The sequence below is a fragment of the Bradyrhizobium sp. SZCCHNRI1009 genome (assembly GCF_032487575.1).
Classification (GTDB): domain Bacteria; phylum Pseudomonadota; class Alphaproteobacteria; order Rhizobiales; family Xanthobacteraceae; genus Bradyrhizobium.
In genome coordinates, this window is sequence record NZ_JAUEUL010000014.1 from 116,731 (window position 1) to 135,891 (window position 19,161).

Sequence of the window (19,161 nt, forward strand, 5' to 3'; positions counted from 1 at the left end):
TTCAAGCAAATTCCAGGCCTGTTTCGTCCCTGGCTCGGAATTCTTTTCGCTCACTTCATCGGGCACTTGTCGTGGAAGCGGTCCTGATCGTTCTCGACGATGGTGGCGACCGTCTTCAGCGAGAGCTGGCCGTCGGTGTCCTTGACCACGTCCTGCAGGTAGAAGTTCTGGATCGGGATGTGGTTGTTGCCGAATTTGAAGGAGCCGCGCAGCGACTTGAAGTTGGCCTTCTCCATCTCGGCCTTCATCGCGTCCTTCTTGGACGTGTCGCCCTTGACCGCAACCACGGCGCTGTTGATCAGCTGGGCCGCGTCATAGGCCTGGGCGCCGTAATAGGTCGGACGCAGGCCGGTGTATTTCTTGCGGTAGTCGGCGACGAACTTCTTGTTCTGCTCGTTCGGCAGGTCGTTGACCCATTCCTGGGCGCCGGGCACGCCGATCGCATTGTCCTTCTGCAGCGGCAGCGACAATTCGTCGACGGTGAAGGCGGTGTAGAGCGGCATCTTCTCCTTGAGCCCGGCCTGCGCGTATTGATTGAGGAACTGCACGCCGGCCGCACCTGGATAGAACACGAAGATCGACTCGGCGCCGGAGGCGCGCGCCTTGGAGAGCTCGGCGGAGAAGTCGAGCTGGCTCGGCCACACCGTGTATTCCTCGCCGACGACCTGGCCCTTGAAGGTGCTCTTCACGCCGGCCAGCATGTCCTTGCCGGCGGCATAGTTCGGGCCGATCAGGAACACCGACTTGACGCCCTTCTGGTTCATGTAGAGGCCCATCGCGGCGGGCGTCTGGTCGTTCTGCCAGGAGGTCGAGAACACGTAAGGCGAGCACAATTCGCCGGCGAGCTGCGACGGGCCGGCATTGGCCGAGATCAGGAAGGTCTGGGAATCCACCGCGGTCTTGAGCGAGGCCAGGAGCACGTTCGACCAGATGTAGCCGACGATGAAGTCGACCTTGTCGGACTGCACCAGCTTCTCGGTCTTCTGCTTGCCGACGTCAGGCTTCTGCTGGTCGTCCTCGTAGATCACCTCGACCGGCTTGCCGTCGATCTTACGGCCGAGATGGTCGAGCGCGAGCTCGAATGAATTGCGCATATCGTTGCCGATCACAGCCGTTGGACCGCTGAACGTCGAGACGAATCCGATCTTGATGGTGTCGCCGGCAAAGGCCGTGCTCGAAAACAGCAGCGCCGCGGCGCCCGCCAGCCAGAAGCTCTTCATGGTCTTCCCTCCCCTCAAACAAATTCGTTCTTATCGTTGTTTCGTCGCCGCCACGCAGCAGCACGACCCGCGGCGGCGTTTCGCCGCAGCATCCGTCGCACGGCGCTCATCCTGCGCGCGATCGGCCCATGCACCATAATTCCCGGAAACGGGCAAAGGCAAGAACTATAGTGCTTGTTAAGGATACTGCAGCACAGCAGAAGCCGGCCGCGTCAGCACGACACGGACGGCTGGGATGCTCGGCATGGCACCCGCAAAGAGCGTCACTTCACCAGCGCGCAACCACCTTCAGCGATCGGACGAAACGCCTGCTCGGCCGGGATCGTCGAGACCAGACGATAGTAGTCGTACGGATATTTCGACTCCTCCGGCTTCTTCACCTCGAACAGATACATCGGATGCACCACGCGGCCGTCGGCGCGGATCATGGTGTCGCCAAACAGCTTGTCCTTGCCCTTCACCGTCTTCATCTGCGGAACGACGTCCTTGGCATCGTCGCTGCCGGTGGCCGCGACCGCATTGAGGTAGGCAAGCGTCGAGGCATAGACGCCGGCCTGGTTGCCGCTCGGCATCTTGCCGTTCATGCCGGGGCGCGCCGCGAAGCGCTTGGCGAAGGCGCGGGTGTCGTCGTCCATGTCCCAGTAGAACGCTTCGAGCAGTTGCAGGCCCTGCGCCGCCTTCAAGCCCATGCCGTGGATGTCGTTGATGAAGAGCAGGAACGCGACCAGCGACTGGCCGCCCTGCTGGATGCCGAACTCGGACGCCTGCTTGACGGCGTTGATGGTGTCGCCGCCGGCGTTCGCCAATCCGATGACTTTCGCCTTGGAGCCCTGCGCCTGCAGCAGGAACGAGGCGAAGTCCGTCGTACCGAGCGGATGCTTCGCCGAGCCCAGCACCTTGCCGCCGTGCTTCTCGATGTAGTTGGTGGCCTCCGCCTCGATGCCCTGGCCGAGCGCGTAGTTGACCGTGATGAAGTACCAGTCCTTGCCGCCACGGCCCATCATCGCGGCCGCCGTGGTGTTGCCGGTCGCCCAGGCGTCGTTGACCCACTGGATGGTGTTGGGCGAGCACGCCTTGCCGGTGAGATCGGAGCTTGCGGTCGACGAGGCCAGGAAAGTCATGCGGCTGTTGCGCAGCAGCTCGTTGACCGTGAGGCCGACGGCCGAGTTGGGCACGTCGACGACGGCATCGACCTTGTCGACATCGAGCCATTTCCGCGTGATCGCCGAGCCGACATCGGCCTTGTTCTGGTGATCGGCATAGACGATCTCGACCTTGATGCCTTTGCCGCCGCCGTTGAAATCCTCCGCCGCCATGCGCGCGGCCTCGACCGAGCCCATGCCGTTGGTGTCCTGGAAGATGCCGGAGATGTCGTTGAGCACGCCCACGCGCACAACGTTGTCCGATATCTCGCCGGCGGATGCTCCGGCAGAGACGCCCAATGACGCGGCCAGCGCGAGCGCACAGGTCCTGAGTTGCTTCATGTGTTCCTTCCCCATGTGTTGCTTGTTCTGATTGTTGTCGAAGCCGTCAGCTCTGCTTGTCCGGGATACGCACGACCAGACCGGCCAGCGCCGGCTGCACCTTGATCTGGCAGGACAGCCGGCTGTTCGGCAGCCGCTCCGCCGCCGTGCCATCGAGCAGCGCATCCTCGTCGTCGGAGACCGGATCGAGCCTCGCTGTCCAGGCGTCGTCGACATAGACGTGGCAGGTGGCGCAGACGGCGTTGCCGCCGCATTCGGCGACGATGCCATCGATGCCGTGGGTCAGTGCTGCGAGCATCACGCTGGCGCCGTCCTCGGCCTCCACGCTTTCGCAGCGGTTGTCGGGATGAATGAAAGTGATCGTCGTCATGGCATGACTCAGGCTGGAGTGCAGGCTGGGGTGAAGGTCACCGGCAGGCTCTCCAGCCCGCGCAGCGTGTTGTTGTAGCGGCGCGTCGGCTGACCGCTCATCGTGATGCTCCCGACCTTGCGCGCAAGCGCCGTCAGCACCGCCTCGCCTTCGAGGCGCGCAACCAACTGACCGACGCACATGTGGATGCCCGAGCCGAAGCCCACGTGACCTGAGACTTTTCGAGTGACGTCGTAGCTGTCCGGCTGCTCCCAGCGGCGGGGATCGCGATTGGCGGCACCTAAGAACATCAGCACCTTCTCGCCTTCGGGAATGACGACACCGCCAAGCTCGACGTCCCGCGTGGTGGTGCGGAAGAAGGTCTGCACCGGGCTTTCGAAGCGCACGGCCTCCTCGAACGCGTTGCGCGCCAGCGACGGATCGGCGCGCAGCCGCGCCCATTGGTCTGGAAAGCGGGCAAGACAATAGACCGCGGCGCCGATGCCATAGACCGTGGTGTCGAGGCCGGCCGACAGCAGCGAGCGCACGAGCAATGGCGCCTCGGCCGGCGTGATCTCACCGGTGTCACTGAAGGCATGGATGCAGGCGCCGAAGCCGCCGGGCGTGAGATTGTCGCGCTGGCACTGCTCCGTGACATAGGCCTGGTGCGGCGCCGAGCGCTCGATCGCCTGCTGTCGCAGCTCATTCGGCGGACCGAAGGCGTTGAACACCAGGCTCGCATAGGGAATGAGATGCTCGCGCCCCTCCGGCTTCAGCCCAAGCGCATCGGGGAACACCGACAGCGGATAGCCCTCCGCGAGATCCGGAATCGCGTCGAACGAGCTCCGGCCTACGAGCTCGTCGATCTTGGCCTCGGCCGCCGCCATGAAGCCGTCGCGCAGCCGCTTCATGACGGCCGGCGACAGCACCTTGCTCAGCACGGCGCGGGTGCGCGTATGCGCTGGCGGATCCGCCTCGAGGATCAGGCTCGGCGGCCGCCACGGCTTTTCCTTGGCGAAGTCGCTCAGGCCCACGCCGCGGCTGGAGCAGAACGTCTGGGGATCGTTGAGGACGGCGTAGACCTCGGCATAGCGGGCGACGCCGTAGACGTTCCATGCGTCCAGATGAACGACGGGGCCGGCCTCGCGCATCTCCTGATGCGCCGGATAGGGATCGTCGAAGAATTCATGCGAGAACGGGTCGATGGCGAGGTGCGGGATCGCCGGCGCCCCGCCGGCAGCGGGGGAAAGACCTGTTGGGTTCATGCGGAGCTCCCGAAGTTTGGCCTTGTCATGCGGCTTTTCCTATCCGTATGAGTGGCGATGCATAGACGCTGGGGATCATGAGCGAGAAATCCGGGACGCCGCGCAAAGCACCGCCGCGCGAGCCTGAGGGGCACGGCCTCACGCTCGATCTCGACCGCTATGTGCCGGCCTTCATCACCTTCATCGCCAACAAGCTGTCGAACAGCGCCACCGCGTTCTATCAGGGCAATTTCGGCGTCAACGTCACCGAATGGCGGATCATGTCGCTGCTGGCGATCGAGCCGGGCATCCCGGCCTCGCGCATCTGCAGCGTGATCGGCTTCGACAAGGGGCCGGTCAGCCGCACCCTGGCGCTGATGAAGGGCCGCGGCCTGATCGCGATCCGCAACGATCCGGCGGATGGCCGTAGCCATTCGATTTCGTTGACGGCCAAGGGCCGCGCGACGCACGACAAGGTCATCGTCGCCGCGCTGGAACGCGAGCGGCGTCTGCTCGCCTGTCTCGACAAGGATGAGCGGGAAGTCCTGATCACCCTGCTGCGCCGGATCCACGACAATCTCGACGCCGTCACGGGCGCGAGCTGAGCCACGTCGGCGGCCACCGCCGAGCGGCCGCCCTGTCCGCTGCGGCAATCTGTTGGCGCGCGCGCAAGCGGCCGCGCCTGCGTCGAGCAGGCTGCGCATCACGTTCCCGTCCCTTCTTCAAGACGCGGATCATTCCGCGCCTCATTGCTGATCGGGTCGATCGTTCCACAGATTAGTTGCTTTAGCAACGATATATTTTCGGCCGCGCGGGATGTCGCAGCGCGAAAGCGCCGTCGCACGCGATCGATGCAATTCTAATTATCGGCGAAGGCGGGCGGCAATTTCAGCCTGATATGCCATGTCGGCCGCGCCCTCGATTGCGGCTCGGCCTGCGGGGAGTGGCGGATGTTGGGGTTCATTTTCGGTTTCAATGCGCGTCTCGGCCGTCTGCAATATTTTCTCGCCTCGCTCGGTCTTGCGCTGGTTTCGGTGGTCCTGATCGTGGTTGTGGCCGTCGGCCTTGCCGCGCTCGCCCCGCAGACGTCGGCGCTGACGGTGAGCTTGCCGATCATGGTGCTGATTGGCCTTTGCCTGGTCGCGAATCTGATGCTGCAGGCGATGCGCTTCCGCGACATCGGCTGGGACCCGGTCTGCGTGATCCCGGCCTGGATCGCCGTCATGGTGCTGGACTACGTGATCGCCGGCCGGTTTCCCGAATACGCGGCGACATCATCGCACCACGGCACGTGGGTTGGCGCGCTGATCAATCTCGGCCTGAGCGTTGCACTGCTGTTCTTCCCCAGCGGGGCTGACGACGTTCCATCGTCGGGAACCACCGTGAGCCGCCCGCCGTCTGCATCGTTCCGGACAGCCCGAGGCGCCGGCTCGGCCACCGAGGCACGGCTCGCGCGCATCACCGGCGGGGAGGCCGAGCGGCGCGGGTACTAGGTGGCGCCGGCGCCCAACCTGCCCATCAATTAGGCAAATCGCCTTCGGCAACCGTGTCCGATCGCCCAACGGCTTGTCGGACGGCATACCAACTCACTGACTTTCAAGATTTTTCCCTTGTCGGGCCCGCATCCCGGCCGTGTACACAATGGCACATGGCTTGCTACGTTCGCAGCAGGATTGGCGAAGCGGAGCGCAATGGAATGGCAGGCCAGAGTTGGGGCTCGGACGAGACGCGGAGCGCCGCGTGACCGAGACCATTGCCGAGATCGTCGCCGCCCATCGCGCCGGCCTGACAAAGCCAAGCGACACGATCGCGCGCTGTTACGCCCGGATTCGCGCGCACAACGACCCCGCCATCTTCATCAGCCTGCGCGGCGAGAAGGACGCGCTCGCGGAGGCCGAAGCCCTCGCCGACAAGGACAGATCGCTGCCGCTCTACGGCGTGCCCGTCGCGGTGAAGGACAACATCGACGTGGCGGGGCTGCCGACCACCGCCGCCTGCCCGGCCTTCGCGTACACGCCATCTCGCGATTCCACCGCGGTGGGGCGGCTGCGCGCGGCCGGCGCGATCATCGTCGGCAAGACCAATCTCGACCAGTTCGCCACCGGCCTCGTCGGCGTGCGCTCGCCCTATGGCATTCCGAAGAACCCGGTGCGCGCCGACCTCGTGCCGGGCGGATCGAGCTCCGGCTCTGCCGTGGCCGTCTCGGCCGGTCTCGTGCCGCTGTCGCTCGGGACGGATACGGCCGGCTCGGGCCGCGTGCCGGCGATGCTCAACAACATCGTCGGGCTGAAGCCGAGTCTGGGCATGATCTCGACCACGGGCCTGGTGCCGGCGTGCCGCACGCTCGACTGCATCTCGGTGTTCTCGCTCACGGTCGACGACGCGGTCGCGGCGCTGTCGGTGATGGCAGCGCCCGATCCGCTCGATCCGTTTTCGCGCGACCGCCCCGTGGCCGCTGTGACGGCCTTTCCGAAGGGCGTGAAGCTCGGCATTCCCCGTTCGGGCCAGTTGATCTTCTTCGGCGACAAGGCCGCCGAAGCAGCCTATGCCTCCGCGGCCGCACGCTTCGCCAAGCTCGGCGCCGAGCTCGTCGAATTCGACCTCGAGCCGTTCTATGAGACCGCGCGGCTGCTTTACGAAGGCCCGTGGGTTGCCGAGCGCTATCTCGTGATCCGCGATCTTCTCGCCTCCGATCCCGACGCGATCCATCCGGTGACGCGCGAGATCACCATCGGCGGCGCGCGCGGCAGCGCGGCCGACACGTTTGCCGCGCTGTATCGTCTGCAGGGGCTGCGGAAGGTGGCGGAGCGCACGTTCGCAGACGTCGACGCGCTAGTGCTGCCGACGGCGCCGACCGCCTACACCACCGCGGACGTGCTCGCCAACCCGATCGAGCTCAACAGCCGGCTCGGCACCTACACCAATTTCGTCAACCTGCTCGATCTTTGCGGGCTCGCCGTGCCTGCCGCCATGCGCAGCGACGGCATTCCGTTCGGCGTCACGCTGCTCGCGCCGGCCGGGCGCGATGCGGCGCTCGCCAGCCTCGGCCGCGCCTTTCATGCCGACACGGCGCTGCCGGTCGGCGCCAAGTCGATCCCGCTGCCGCCGCTCGCGCCTGTGTCACCGTCACTGCATGGCGACGAGATCGCCATCGTCGTCGTCGGCGCGCATCTCTCGGGCATGGCGTTGAACCACGAACTGACCAGCCTCGGCGGGCGTCTGCTCGAGGCGACGACCACCGCGCCGGACTACAAGCTCTATGCGCTGTCGACCACGCCGCCCAAGCCCGGCATGCTGCGCATCGACGATGGCAAGGGCAGCGCCATGGCGGTCGAGATCTGGGCGCTGTCGGCCGCCGGCTTCGGCCAATTCGTCAACCTGATCCCGCCGCCACTGTCGATCGGCACCATCCGGCTGGCGGATGGCCGCACCGCCAAAGGATTCCTCGTCGAGCCCGCCGCGCTCGGTGGTGCGCGCGACATCTCCGAGTTCGGCGGCTGGCGCGCGTATATGGCGCAGAAGGACTGACGGCTCCACGCGCAAAATCGTAGGGTGGGCAAAGGCGCGTTCACACGCTCTCGCCGAGCGAGATAGCAGCGGCGCCGTGCCCACCATGCCGCTGGTGATCAGCTCGCCGTGGGACGGTGGGCACGCTGCCGCCGAACGGCGGCTGCTTTGCCCACCCTACCGCTCGAACGAAAACCTACACCGACACCGCGTAGATCTCGTACTCGCCGCGCACCAGCTCGATATGGGCGCGCATCGCGTTCGCCGCGCCGGCCTTGTCGCCGCGCAGGATGGCGACGACAACGCGGTCGTGCTCGGCATGCGACTTGGCAAGGCGGCCGAGATTGCGGAACTGAGCGCGGCGGAACGGCTGCACCCGCACCCGCGTCGCCAGGGTGATCTCGGCGATGTAGGCATTGTGCGCGCCGGCATAGATCGCGTTGTGGAAGCGCTCGTTCACCTCGTGGAAGCGCTCGGGATTGCCGGCGTGGCTGAGATTGCGCAGCTCCTCGTGGATGGCTTCCAGCCGCTGCCGCTCGACTGGCGTCATGCGCTGCGCCGCGAGACCGGCGCACAGGCCCTCGAGCTCGGCCATCGCCTCGAACATGCCGGTGAGGCGGTCGGCCGAGGGCCGCGCCACGACGGCGCCGCGATGCGCACGCGCCTCGATCAGCCCCGACGTCGCCAATTGACGCAGCGCCTCGCGCACCGGCGTGCGCGAGACGTTGAAGCGCTTGGCGATCTCGGTCTCGTCCAGCGGCGCCCCCGGCGCCAGCGCGCCGCGCACGATATCGTCGGCGAGTTGCAGGCGCAGCTCCTCCGCGCGCGTGATCTTCGCGACCGCGGGCGGCGCGCGGTCGATGCGCTTGATCTCGGACTCGCGGGCGGGCCGCTGGCGCGTTCGCGGCGGTAGATCGTCCAGGCTCATCTTCAGCCGCCCTTTGCTTCGTCGATGATGCTGACATGGGCGGCGACGATCTTCCAGCCTTCCGGAAACCGGACCCAGGTCTGCATCTGGCGTCCGACCTTGCCGGGCGCGGTGTCACGATAGAACAGCGTCGAGGCGACCGCGGCGTCACGGCCGTAGGTGGTGATCACGGTGCGCGCGGTCCGCCGCATCAGTCCAGCCGGCGAGCGCGCGGCGCGAAACGCCGCGATCTCGCTGTAGCCGTAGAGGTTCTCGCCGATGCCGTAGCGCAGCGTGCGGGAGTCCTGCTTGAACAGCTCGTCGAGCACGGCGACGTCGTTGCGGACCAGCGCCTGTTCGTAGCGCTGGAACTGCGCGCTGACTTCCGCGACGACGTCAGGCAGATCGACTTCCATTCTCCAGAACTCCTCTCGGGGCCGGCGCAGCGGCGACGCCAAGCTGTTGCAAGGCGTGGGCCACACGCAATGCGACATGTTCGCACCAGGGCGCCGCGATGATCTGCACGCCGATGGGCATCGGCTCGAGCGGAATCGGAACGGCGACGACGGGGAGCCCGATGAACGAGATCGGCTGCGTGTGAATGCCGATATTGGCGCGCACCGGCAGCTCGACGCCGTCGAGCACGAAGGTCGCCTGCCCGAGCCTGGGCGCAACGCAGGGCGTTGCGGGCGCGATCAGCACGTCGACAGACTTGAAGAGTTCGAGCACCTTGCCGCGATACCAGCGGCGGAATTTCTGCGCGCGGTCCACCATCGGCGCCGGAATCATCGCACCCGCAATCAGGCGGTCGCGCACCGCCGGATCGAAATCACCCGCGCGCGTGCGCAGCCGGTCGAGATGCAGCGAGGCGCCCTCGGTGGTGCTGATGACATAAGCCGCGGCGCGGGCGCGCGCCGCTTCGGGCACCTCGACCACCTCGGTGACCTCTAGCGCAGCCGCGACACGAGCGACCGCTTCGGCGGCTTCAGGAAACAGATTCGTCTGGAAGTGCCCTCCGGCAAGGGCGATGCGCAGACTGCCGATGCCTTGCGAGAGCTGGCCGGAGACCGGCTCCGGCGCACGCGCGGTGCACGCGGCGTCGTCCGCATCTGGCCCCTGCATCACGTCATAGGCGAGCGCGAGATCCTCGACCGAGCGTGCGAACGGACCGAGATGATCCAGGCTCATGACGAACGGAAACGAGCGCGCCCGCGACAGCCGGCCGTAGGTCGGCTTGAGGCCGAAGATGCCGCAGAACGACGACGGCACGCGGATCGAGCCGTTGGTATCGGAGCCGAGCGCAATCGGCACCAGGCCGCCGCCGACAGCGCTGCCCGAGCCGCCGGACGAACCGCCGCTCATCCGCGTCGGATCGTGCGGATTGCGCGACGGACCGTCATGGACGTTCTCGCCGGTGAAGTCGTAGGCGTATTCGCCCATGTTGAGCGCACCGACCAGGACGGCGCCGGCGGCTTCCATGCGCGCGATCAGCGTCGCATCGCGTGTCGCCGGGGTGCGATCGCGGTTGATCCTGGAGCCGGCGCGGGTCGGCAGCCCCTCGACATCGAACAGGTTCTTCACCGCGAACGGCACGCCGGCGAGCGGACCAATCGGCTTCCCGGCCGCAATGTCAGCATCCACGGCGCGGGCCTTCGCGAGCGCCCGCTCGGCGGTGACGTCGGTAAACGAATTGAGCACACCATCGCGGGCCATGATCCGCGCCAGCGCGGCGTCGGTCGCCTCGACGGCGGTGAGCTTGCCGGCGGCGACCGCGGCGGCGACGGCGCTCGCGGTCATCTCGGGAGAACTAAGCGGTGAAGACACTGGCAGGCTCGGCTTCGTCGGGCAGGGAGAATTCGTCGACCAGCTTCGCCATCCTCAGCGAGACCTCGAGATTGGCCCGGATCGCCGGGCGCCACGCGTCCTGGATCGGCAGGGCCAATGCACGCCCGACTGCGTCGATGTAGTCGTCCAATGGCTCCGCCATCAGCTTTTCCCTTCAAGCTTTCACGCTCAATGCGCCGGCAATGGCGGGTGCGGAATCGCCGTCAACAACTCCCGCGTATAGGCATCCTGCGGATCACCTAGCACACGTTCGGAGGTGCCTTCCTCGACGATTCGACCCGACCGCATCACGATCACACGATCGCACAACAGCCGCACGACATTCAAATCATGGGAGACGAACAGATAGCTCATACCTAACTGCTGCTTGAGGTCCTGCAGCAGATTGAGCACGACCGCCTGCACGGAGACGTCGAGCGCCGCCGTGGGCTCGTCGAGGATGACGAGCTTCGGGTGCAGTGCGATGGCGCGCGCGATGCCGACGCGGGCCTTTTGGCCGCCGGACAATTGATGCGGGAAGCGGTCGAGCAGGTTGAGCGGCAGACCGACCATGGTCGCGAGCTCCTCGCAGCGCGCACGAAGCGCGTCGCGGCCCCTGATATCGCCGAGCTGCAGGACTGGATCGGCGATGGCGCGCGCTGCGGTGAAGCGCGGGTTGAGGCTATCGGTCGGATCCTGGAACACCATCTGGATCCGGCTGCGCAGCGGCAGCCGGGCAAACGCCTGCGGCAGGATGTTGCCGATCTCCTCACCATCGAAGCTGATGCGGCCCGACGTCTGGTCGAGCAGCCGCATCACCATCATCGACGTGGTCGATTTGCCGCAGCCGGATTCGCCGACCAGGCCAACGCTCTCGCCATGACCGACCGTGAAGCTGATGCCGTCGACCGCGCGGAACACCTCCGGCTCGACCGCCGGCCTCCGTCCGAACAGCTTTGACAGTGTCGCGGTAGCGCCCTGGCGCGGATATTCCTTGACCAGTTTGTCGACGAGCAGGAGCGGCCGAACGCTACCCGCACTCCGCTCGCCCTCCCCACTCCGCTCGTCACCCCCGGGCTTGCCCCGGGGGTCCATCGCCTGGAGCGAGTCCTGCGAAGTGGGATGGATGGCCGGGTCAAGCCCGGCCATGACGGAGAGAGTATTAGGCGCCGCCAGCGCCTCCTCCTCCGGCAGCAGATCCCGCAGCGACACGCCGAGGCGCGGCGTCGCGCGCATCAGCTTGCGCGTGTAGGGATGCTGCGGGTTGGCGAAGATGTCGGCGGCCTTGGCGGTCTCGACCACCCGGCCCTTCTCCATCACCACCACGCGATCGCAATAGGCCGCGGCGAGACCGAGATCATGCGTGATCAGGATCGTCGACATGCCCCGGCTCTTGGTGAGCTCGACGACCAGGTCCATCACCGCCTTCTGCGTGGTGACGTCGAGGCCGGTGGTCGGCTCGTCGGCGATCAGGAGCTGCGGGTTGCAGGCCAGCGCCAGCGCGATGACGACGCGCTGGCACATGCCGCCGGACAATTCGAACGGATAGGCGTGGTAGCGCTCGCGCGGGCGCGCGATCTTGACCTGCTCGAGCGCAGCTATGGCCTTCTCGGCGCGATCGGTTGCGGCCGCCTGGGCGTGCTGTTTCAGCACGTCCTCGATCTGCTGGCCCACCTTGCGGATCGGGTTGAGGGCCGCGCGCGGGTTCTGAAAGATCATCGAGATCTCGCGCCCGCGCAGATCGCGCATCGCGCTCTCCTCCGCCGCCTTGACGTCGACGCCGGAGAACGTCACCGCTCCCTCGGCAATGCGCCCGGCGCGATCGAGGATGCGCATCACCGCATAGGACGTCACCGACTTGCCCGAGCCGGACTCGCCGACGATCGCGAGCGTCTCGCCCTTGGCGACGGAGATATCGACATGCTGCACCGCCTTGACGACGCCGCGCCGGGTGGAGAATTCGACCGTGAGATCGCGAACGTCGAGCAGCGGCTGGGCGGTCATGTGTGGCTCCGCGTATTCCCATCGTCATGCGCGGGCTTGACCCGCGCATCCATCAGACCGACGAAGTCTCGCTTGAGGGGATGGATTGCCGGGTCAAGCCCGGCAGTGACGGAGTTTTGTTGGGACACCCTCATCCCATTACGTCCTGCGCTGCGGATCGACGATGTCGCGCAGGCCATCGCCGAGCAGATTGAAGCAGAACACCGCGATCATCAGCGCGAGACCCGGAAACAGCGCGATCCACCATTCGCCCGACACCATGAACGAGGCACCCTCTGCGACCATGATGCCCCATTCCGCCGTCGGCGGCCGCACACCGAGGCCGATGAAGGACAGGCCGGCGGCATTGAGGATGGCGTAGCCCATGGTCAGCGACATCTGCACGATCATGATCGGCATGATGTTCGGCAGGATGTGGCCGAGCAGGATGCGCATCTCGCTGTTGCCCGACAGCCGCGCCGCCTGCACGAAGCCGGCGTTGCGGCGGACATTGGCCTCGGCCCGCGCGACGCGCGCATAGAGCGGGAAGTTCACGATCGCGGTGGCGATGATGATGTTCTGCACGGTGTTGCCGAGCGCGGCGACGATGCCCATCGCCAGCACGAACAGCGGGAATGCCATGATGGTATCGGCGATCCGGCCGACGATGCGATCGGTCCAGCCGCCGAAGAAGCCGGCGGCGACGCCGGCAAGTCCGCCCATGAAGAACACCAGCGCCACTGATGCGACCGCGATGAAGGTGTCGAGCCGGGTCGCGACCACGACGCGGCTGAAGATGTCGCGGCCGAGCTGATCGGTGCCGAACCAATGCGCCGCCGATGGCGGCTTCAGCGCCGACGCCGTGTCGCTGGCCAACGGATCATACGGCACGATCCACGGGCCGAAGATCGCAGCAAACAGGATCACGACCAGAAGCCCGAAGGCGAAGCCCGTGACCTTGTTCTCGGCCAGCACATAGCGCGTGTGCCCGATCAGGGCCATGAGACCGGAGGTGCGGGCGGAGACAGCGGGCTCGAGGGTCGGCGCGACGGTGCTCATCCTTCCAGCCTCACACGGGGATCGATGACGCCATAGAGAATGTCGATGACGAGGTTCAGGACGACGTACATCACGGCCATCGTCAATACGAAACCCTGCACCGGCGCGAAGTCGGAGGCGATCAGCGCCTCGACCGCGTAGGAGCCGATGCCGGGCCAGGCGAACACCTTCTCCACGAGTACATTGGCGCCGAGCAGGAAGGAGAACACCATCGACAGCGTGGTGATGACCGGAAGCATGGCGTTGCGGAACGCGTAGGTCACGGTGACGGTCGAGGGCGACAGCCCCGAGGCGCGCGCCGTGCGCACGAATTCCGACGACAGAACCGAGAGCATCGAGGCGCGCGTCATGCGCGCGATCGGCGCCAGCGAGAAGATCGCCAGCGTCGCGGCGGGCAGAATCAACTGGCTCAGCGCCGAGCGGAACGCCTCACCGTCACGCGCGATCAGCGTATCGATGAGGTAGAAGCCGGTCACGGGATCCGGCGCGCTGTAAAACACGTCGAGCCGGCCGAGCGGCGCCGGCGACCAGCCGAGCCGGAAATAGAACACATATACCAGCACCAGACCGGTGAAGAACACCGGCAGCGAGACGCCCGCGGTCGTGACGATACGGCAGGTATGGTCGATCCACGACCCCGGCCGCGTCGCCGCGAGCACGCCGAGCGGCAGTGCGATCGCGACCGACACCAACAGGCCGAGCAAAGTCAGCTCGGCCGAAGCCGGCAGGCGGTTGCGGATCTCAGTGGCGACCGGCTGGCCCGTGGTCAGCGAACTACCGAGGTCGCCATGGGCGAGATCGACGGTGTAGCGGAAGAACTGCTCGATCAGCGGCTTGTCGAAGCCGAGCTTCTTGCGGATCTGCTCCACCGCCTCCTTGGTGGCGGCAGGTCCGGCAAAGTACGCGGCGGGATCGCCGGGCAAGGCGCGGGTGAGCAGGAAGGTAACGATCACGACGCCGATCAGCGAAGGGATCGCGAAAGCGAGGCGCTTGGCGATGAGCATCAGCATGGCCAAGGTCTCGCCGGATTTTCCACCGCTCCCACGGCAATACGCAGTCTGCTCCCTCCCCCCTTGTGGGGGAGGGCTGGGGTGGGGGGTGAGCCGCGGCGGCGGTGGGTGGGGCTACCCCCCTCCCCGCCCCTCCCCCACAAGGGGGGAGGGAGTGAGAGAGCTCGGCTCACATAACCAAGGCAGCTCACGCAGCTCATCCCTTCACCAGCGCGCGATAATCCAGCCGGCGGTGGAACCAGTACTGATAGCCTGAGATGTTCTTCTGCATCGCGACGTTGACGAACGGCTGATACAGCGGGATGCGCGGCACCTCGGCGAAGGCGAGGTCGACGAAGCCCTTCACATAGGCATCATACGTCGCCTTGTCCCCGGCCGCGGCGGCGTCACGCGCGCCGTCGATGAACTTGTCCATCACCGGCGACTTGTAGCTCATCGTGTTGAACACGGAATTGTTGCCGTGATAGCACCAGTAGAAGAAATACTCGGGATAATCGAGCCAGCCCGAGAAGATGTTGGTGAAGAGCGGCATCTCCTTCTTGTTCAGCTCGGTACGCCAGTTGGCGCCGGGCACCTTGTTGATCGTGGTCTTGATGCCGAGCTGAGCGAGGCTCTCCTGCACGAGCACGCACAAGGGCTCGTTGACCTGCGCAAAATTGAGGTCGAAGGAGATCGTGGTCTCGAAGCCGTTGGCGTAGCCGGCTTCCGCCAGCAGCGCCTTGGCCTTCTCCATGTCGGTAAAATACTTGGTCGGCTGCGGCCACGCCACCTCGGTCGCCTTGTCGGCTGGCGCACCGAACATCGGATTGGCAAGGCCGAACATCACGGCATCGACGATCTTCTGATAGGGCATTGCATAGGCGAGCGCCTGCCGAACCTTGGGATTATCGAACGGCGGCTTGGTCACGTTCATGCCGATATATTGGATACCGTTGGAGATCGGCAATGAGATCACGGTATGCTTGCCGTTCGACTTCATTTCCTGGAAGTCCTTGTTCGGCAGCTCATAGGAGATGTCGGCATCCCCGCGCTCGAGCAACGCGCGCCGGTTGCCGGCCTGCGGCACCATGCGCCAGATCACGCGCTTGATCTTGGGCAGCGGACCGCACACCCAGTCGTCGTTGCGCTCCATGATCACTTCGGTACCGGCGGTCCACTTCGTCACCTTGTAGGCGCCGGAGCCCGCGGTCTGCTGCTTGGTGTATTCGAGCCCCCACGGATCCTTGTCGGTGGCGTTCTTCTTCACCAGTTCGGAGTTCACGACGCAGGGTACGATGACGGCGAGATCTGGGATCGTCAGCCGATCCTTCTTCAGGAAATCGACCCGCACCGTGTGGTCGTCGACGATGACGAACTGCTCCGGCTTGGTCAGCGAGCCCGCGCTCATCTGGAAAGTCGGAAAGCCGCCGACGCTGACGGCGCGATCGAGCGACCACTTCACGTCCTTGGCGGTGACCGGCGTGCCGTCGTGGAATTTGGCGTTCTTGCGGAGCTTGAAGGTGGCGGACATGTCGCCGATGGTCATGTCCTCGGCCAGCTCGGGCTTGAACTTGTCGCGGTCGTAATACGGCACGCCGCCCGGGCCGCTCTTCATCTCGTGGCTGATCAGGCGGTCGTAGCAATTCCACGAGACCTCATAGCCGGGCACGTTGGTGCCGACGCCGTGGATGTCGAGGTTGTTTGGACCGCCCTCGGAGACGATGAGCAGCGTCTCGGACCGCGCATCGGCCTTGGCCGACGACATGATCGCCGGCGCCATTGGCAGCGCGGCCCCCGCAGCCAGACCGGACACGGATTTCAGAAAATCGCGACGCTTCATCAAATGCTCCCACCAGAATACGACCGGCGGGAACAATGATCGCAAGCTTCGTGCCAAGCCTCACGATCGACTAAGCCGTTGAAATTGCGGGTCTCACGACCTCAAACGTCGCGTCACCTCCATGCAGAATTGCATACATAAGTGCGAATTTGCACAAATTATAGTCTCTCAATACGCCATGCGACCGATTTACGCAGGCGGGACACCGGAACATCAGTCCGGCCAGATCAGGGCCTGCAACTGATCGAAGTTGCGGACCCTGCTGGGCCAATCGGGAATGCAGATGTGCCGGACAGGATCGCTGGCCTGATGCAGCAGCATCAAGACCAGCAGCCGCCGCTTCAGCTCCCAGGTGACGTCGGCCGGCGCAAATCCGTATCCCGCGAACAGCGCCCGCACGCGGTCCGGATGGCCCGCGGCCATGAAGGCGCTCGGCCCGAGCAGGTCGTATTCACCGAAGCCGGCCATGACGTCGCCGAAATCGAACAGACCGCTGATGCGCCAGTCGTCACCATGGCGAGAGACGAGAAAGTTCTCCGGAATGTATTCGCCGGTCAGGATGACGGGCCGTGGGTCCGGAGGCAGCAGCGCGGCGGCGTCGCGCAGGAGATCATCCAGGCCGGCAAGCAGCGCCTCCGGCAGACCGAGCCGCTGATGGCGGGCGCGGCAGCCTGCGAACTGCCCTTGCAGGAAGTCGGACCAGCGCGGGCCGATCGCGAGCAGTTCGCCAGGGGGCACAAGCTGCACCTCCGCAATCAGCTCTCCGACGTCTCTCAGCAAGGATTGCTTCCCGCGCTCGTCGAGCCCGGGCCAGACCTCCGCGGACGGAATGCCGTCGAGCCGCGTCATGATCAGATAGGTCCAGCCGTCGCGGTCGCCTTCGTGCAGCAACTCGGGCGTGGCGACCTGCTTCAAGCGTCCGGCGAGCACGCGCAGCGTACTCCGCTCGGACAGAAACTGGCGCCGATGGAACGGAGGAAACAGTTTCAGGATCAGCTCGCCGCCGATTCCCGCGACGAGGTTGGTGCCGGCTGCAAAGGGAGCGAGGCCCGGATGCTCGCAACCGTGGTGGCGCACGATATCGCGCGCCACCGGCAGCCATGCCGCGACATCAGCGCGAAGGCCACGCAGCTCGGCGCCCGCAGTGATGTCCGGCAATCGGCCCATCAGTGGCTCACTCGTGCAACGCCGTCATCAGCGATCCGGGCTCGCGCGCTCGAACTGGCGCAGCAGACGGTTGCCGCGCTCGACGGCGGCATCGAGCGCCGTCTGCGCCGGTTTGCGGCCGCTGAAGGCCTGCTCCATCTCGTCCTCGATGGCATCACGGATCAGCACGAATGAGCCGAGCCGCAGGCCGCGCGAATTTTCCGTGAGCGGATTGAGCGTCACCTGCTCGATCGAGATCGCCGCGCCTGGATTGCGGTCGTAGAAGCCCTGCGCGCGTGTCAGATCGAAGGCCGCCTGCGTGATCGGCAGATAGCCCGTATTCTGGTGCCAGGCGGCCTGAACATCGGGCCGCGACAGATAGGCGAAGAACTTGGCCACGCCCTTATACTCGGCCGCCGGACGGTCGCGGAGCACCCACAGCGTCGCGCCGCCGATGATCGAATTCTGCGGCGCGCCCGCAATATCGGGCCAGTACGGCATCATACCGTAGCCGACCTCGAACTTCGAATTCGCCTTGATGTCGGCGCGCGTCGCCGAGGAGCCGATGAAGATGCCGCACTCGCCCTTCTGGAAACGCGGCTCGGCTGCCTGGCCGCGGCCGCCATAGTCGAAGACCTTGCTCTTCTGCCATTCCGCGAGCTGGGCAATGTGCCGAATCACCTGTGGATTATTGAATGTCAGCACGGCGTCCAGTCCGGCAAAGCCGTTGGCCCGCGTGGCGATCGGCAGATTGTGGAAGGCGGAGAAATTCTCCACGTTGATCCAGGCCGGCCACGACGTCGTGAAGCCGCAGGCGACGCCGTTGTCGCGCAGCCGCCGGGCAGCCTTGCCGAGCTCAGGCCAGGTCTTCGGCGGCGCGCCCGGATCGAGCCCGGCCGCGCGAAACTGATCCTTGTTGTAATAGAGGATCGGCGTGGAGGCGTTGAACGGAAACGACAGCATGTTGCCGTCGGCGTCGGCATAGGTGCCGGCGATCGCGGACAGATAGGCCGACGGCGAAAAGCTCTCCTGCTCGTCGCGCATCAGCTCGTAGACCGGGTAGATCGCGCCCTTCGCCGCCGTCATCGTCGCGGTCGCGATCTCGTTGACCTGCACGATCGCCGGCTGGCTGCGCGAGCGGAACGCGAAGATGGCCGCCGTCACCGTCTCCGTATAGCTGCCCTTGTAGCTCGGCACGATGCGGTAGTCGGCCTGCGACGCATTGAAGTCGGCGGCCAGCCTGTCGACCTGCCTGCCGAGTTCGCCCGACATCGCATGCCACCACGCGATCTCGGTCGCGGCCTGGGCCGTGCTTGCGCCAACAACCGTCCAGAGCAGGGTTGCAAACGAAACAGAACGCAGAAGGACCGTCACCGGGAGGCAACTCCAATTCGATGAATGAATAGGCCCGGGCTGAGATCGCAATCGGACCGAAAAACCGGGTCCAGCAACCCAAGGCTGCAACAAACTATCAACAAACCATTGACGCGTATCGCTTTGACGTCAGAATGGACTTATAGCACCTGTTCGGGAGAGCATTGAACCTTTTCACATCCGGGCCGACCTCATCATCAAGGGGAAAGTGTTGCCTGTGTACCGCGCCCATCTT

Annotated in this window: 17 protein-coding genes; 3 read left to right on the forward strand and 14 right to left on the reverse strand. The window is 65.6% G+C overall.

Going from position 1 to position 19,161, the window contains the following annotated elements; genetic code table 11:
- Positions 1 to 50: 50 nt before the first annotated feature.
- The 4 genes from QX010_RS22945 to QX010_RS22960 form a co-directional block, all read right to left on the reverse strand.
- Positions 51 to 1,220 carry an ABC transporter substrate-binding protein gene (locus QX010_RS22945; protein ID WP_316182030.1) on the reverse strand — a complete coding sequence of 390 codons (1,170 nt, stop codon included), beginning with the start codon at positions 1,218 to 1,220 and terminating at the stop codon, positions 51 to 53.
- A 263-nt stretch (positions 1,221 to 1,483) separates the two neighbouring features.
- Entirely contained in the window at positions 1,484 to 2,704 is a 1,221-nt protein-coding gene (locus tag QX010_RS22950) for an ABC transporter substrate-binding protein (protein ID WP_315801620.1), read from the reverse strand.
- Positions 2,705 to 2,750: 46 nt separating this feature from the next.
- On the reverse strand, positions 2,751 to 3,074 hold the full coding sequence (locus QX010_RS22955; RefSeq protein ID WP_316182033.1) for a 2Fe-2S iron-sulfur cluster-binding protein: 324 nt from the start codon (positions 3,072 to 3,074) through the stop codon (positions 2,751 to 2,753).
- An 8-nt stretch (positions 3,075 to 3,082) separates the two neighbouring features.
- Positions 3,083 to 4,318: a cytochrome P450 gene (locus tag QX010_RS22960; RefSeq protein WP_316182035.1), complete on the reverse strand. Its 1,236-nt coding sequence runs from the start codon at positions 4,316 to 4,318 to the stop codon at positions 3,083 to 3,085.
- Between the two features lie 77 nt (positions 4,319 to 4,395).
- Here QX010_RS22960 and QX010_RS22965 point away from each other — a divergent pair, with 77 nt between their 5' ends.
- From QX010_RS22965 to atzF, 3 genes are all read left to right on the forward strand, one after another.
- The gene (locus tag QX010_RS22965) at positions 4,396 to 4,902 is read left to right on the forward strand and encodes a MarR family winged helix-turn-helix transcriptional regulator (protein ID WP_315801623.1); all 507 of its coding nucleotides are present in this window, start codon (positions 4,396 to 4,398) and stop codon (positions 4,900 to 4,902) included.
- Positions 4,903 to 5,247: 345 nt separating this feature from the next.
- Entirely contained in the window at positions 5,248 to 5,790 is a 543-nt protein-coding gene (locus QX010_RS22970; protein WP_316182036.1) for a DUF805 domain-containing protein, read from the forward strand.
- Positions 5,791 to 6,037: 247 nt separating this feature from the next.
- Entirely contained in the window at positions 6,038 to 7,825 is a 1,788-nt protein-coding gene (atzF, locus tag QX010_RS22975; protein WP_316182037.1) for an allophanate hydrolase, read from the forward strand.
- A gap of 175 nt (positions 7,826 to 8,000) precedes the next feature.
- On the opposite strand, the gene QX010_RS22980 is transcribed toward atzF, so the two are convergent.
- From QX010_RS22980 to ugpB, 10 genes are all read right to left on the reverse strand, one after another.
- On the reverse strand, positions 8,001 to 8,732 hold the full coding sequence (locus tag QX010_RS22980; RefSeq protein WP_315801626.1) for a GntR family transcriptional regulator: 732 nt from the start codon (positions 8,730 to 8,732) through the stop codon (positions 8,001 to 8,003).
- 2 nt (positions 8,733 to 8,734) lie between these two features.
- Positions 8,735 to 9,127, reverse strand: coding sequence for an oxalurate catabolism protein HpxZ (gene hpxZ, locus QX010_RS22985; RefSeq protein ID WP_316182039.1), 393 nt, complete (start codon positions 9,125 to 9,127; stop codon positions 8,735 to 8,737).
- On the reverse strand, positions 9,108 to 10,508 hold the full coding sequence (locus tag QX010_RS22990; protein WP_316182040.1) for an AtzE family amidohydrolase: 1,401 nt from the start codon (positions 10,506 to 10,508) through the stop codon (positions 9,108 to 9,110). Before QX010_RS22990 ends, hpxZ begins: the two co-directional genes overlap by 20 nt.
- A 10-nt stretch (positions 10,509 to 10,518) precedes the next feature.
- Positions 10,519 to 10,698, reverse strand: a complete 180-nt coding sequence (locus tag QX010_RS22995) for a DUF4089 domain-containing protein (protein ID WP_316182042.1) — start codon at positions 10,696 to 10,698, stop codon at positions 10,519 to 10,521.
- A gap of 26 nt (positions 10,699 to 10,724) precedes the next feature.
- Positions 10,725 to 12,539 (reverse strand): ABC transporter ATP-binding protein, encoded by a 1,815-nt coding sequence (locus tag QX010_RS23000; RefSeq protein ID WP_316182044.1) that lies wholly within the window; start codon positions 12,537 to 12,539, stop codon positions 10,725 to 10,727.
- Positions 12,540 to 12,677: 138 nt separating this feature from the next.
- Positions 12,678 to 13,577: an ABC transporter permease gene (locus QX010_RS23005; protein ID WP_315801631.1), complete on the reverse strand. Its 900-nt coding sequence runs from the start codon at positions 13,575 to 13,577 to the stop codon at positions 12,678 to 12,680.
- A complete protein-coding gene (locus tag QX010_RS23010) occupies positions 13,574 to 14,587 on the reverse strand; it encodes an ABC transporter permease (protein ID WP_316182046.1) in 1,014 nt (337 codons plus the stop codon). Before QX010_RS23010 ends, QX010_RS23005 begins: the two co-directional genes overlap by 4 nt.
- A 196-nt stretch (positions 14,588 to 14,783) precedes the next feature.
- Positions 14,784 to 16,406 carry an ABC transporter substrate-binding protein gene (locus QX010_RS23015; RefSeq protein ID WP_316182048.1) on the reverse strand — a complete coding sequence of 541 codons (1,623 nt, stop codon included), beginning with the start codon at positions 16,404 to 16,406 and terminating at the stop codon, positions 14,784 to 14,786.
- A gap of 213 nt (positions 16,407 to 16,619) precedes the next feature.
- A complete protein-coding gene (locus QX010_RS23020) occupies positions 16,620 to 17,573 on the reverse strand; it encodes an aminoglycoside 3'-phosphotransferase/choline kinase family protein (RefSeq protein ID WP_316182050.1) in 954 nt (317 codons plus the stop codon).
- 27 nt (positions 17,574 to 17,600) lie between these two features.
- Positions 17,601 to 18,926, reverse strand: coding sequence for a sn-glycerol-3-phosphate ABC transporter substrate-binding protein UgpB (gene ugpB, locus QX010_RS23025; protein ID WP_410051976.1), 1,326 nt, complete (start codon positions 18,924 to 18,926; stop codon positions 17,601 to 17,603).
- Between the last annotated feature and the right edge of the window lie 235 nt (positions 18,927 to 19,161).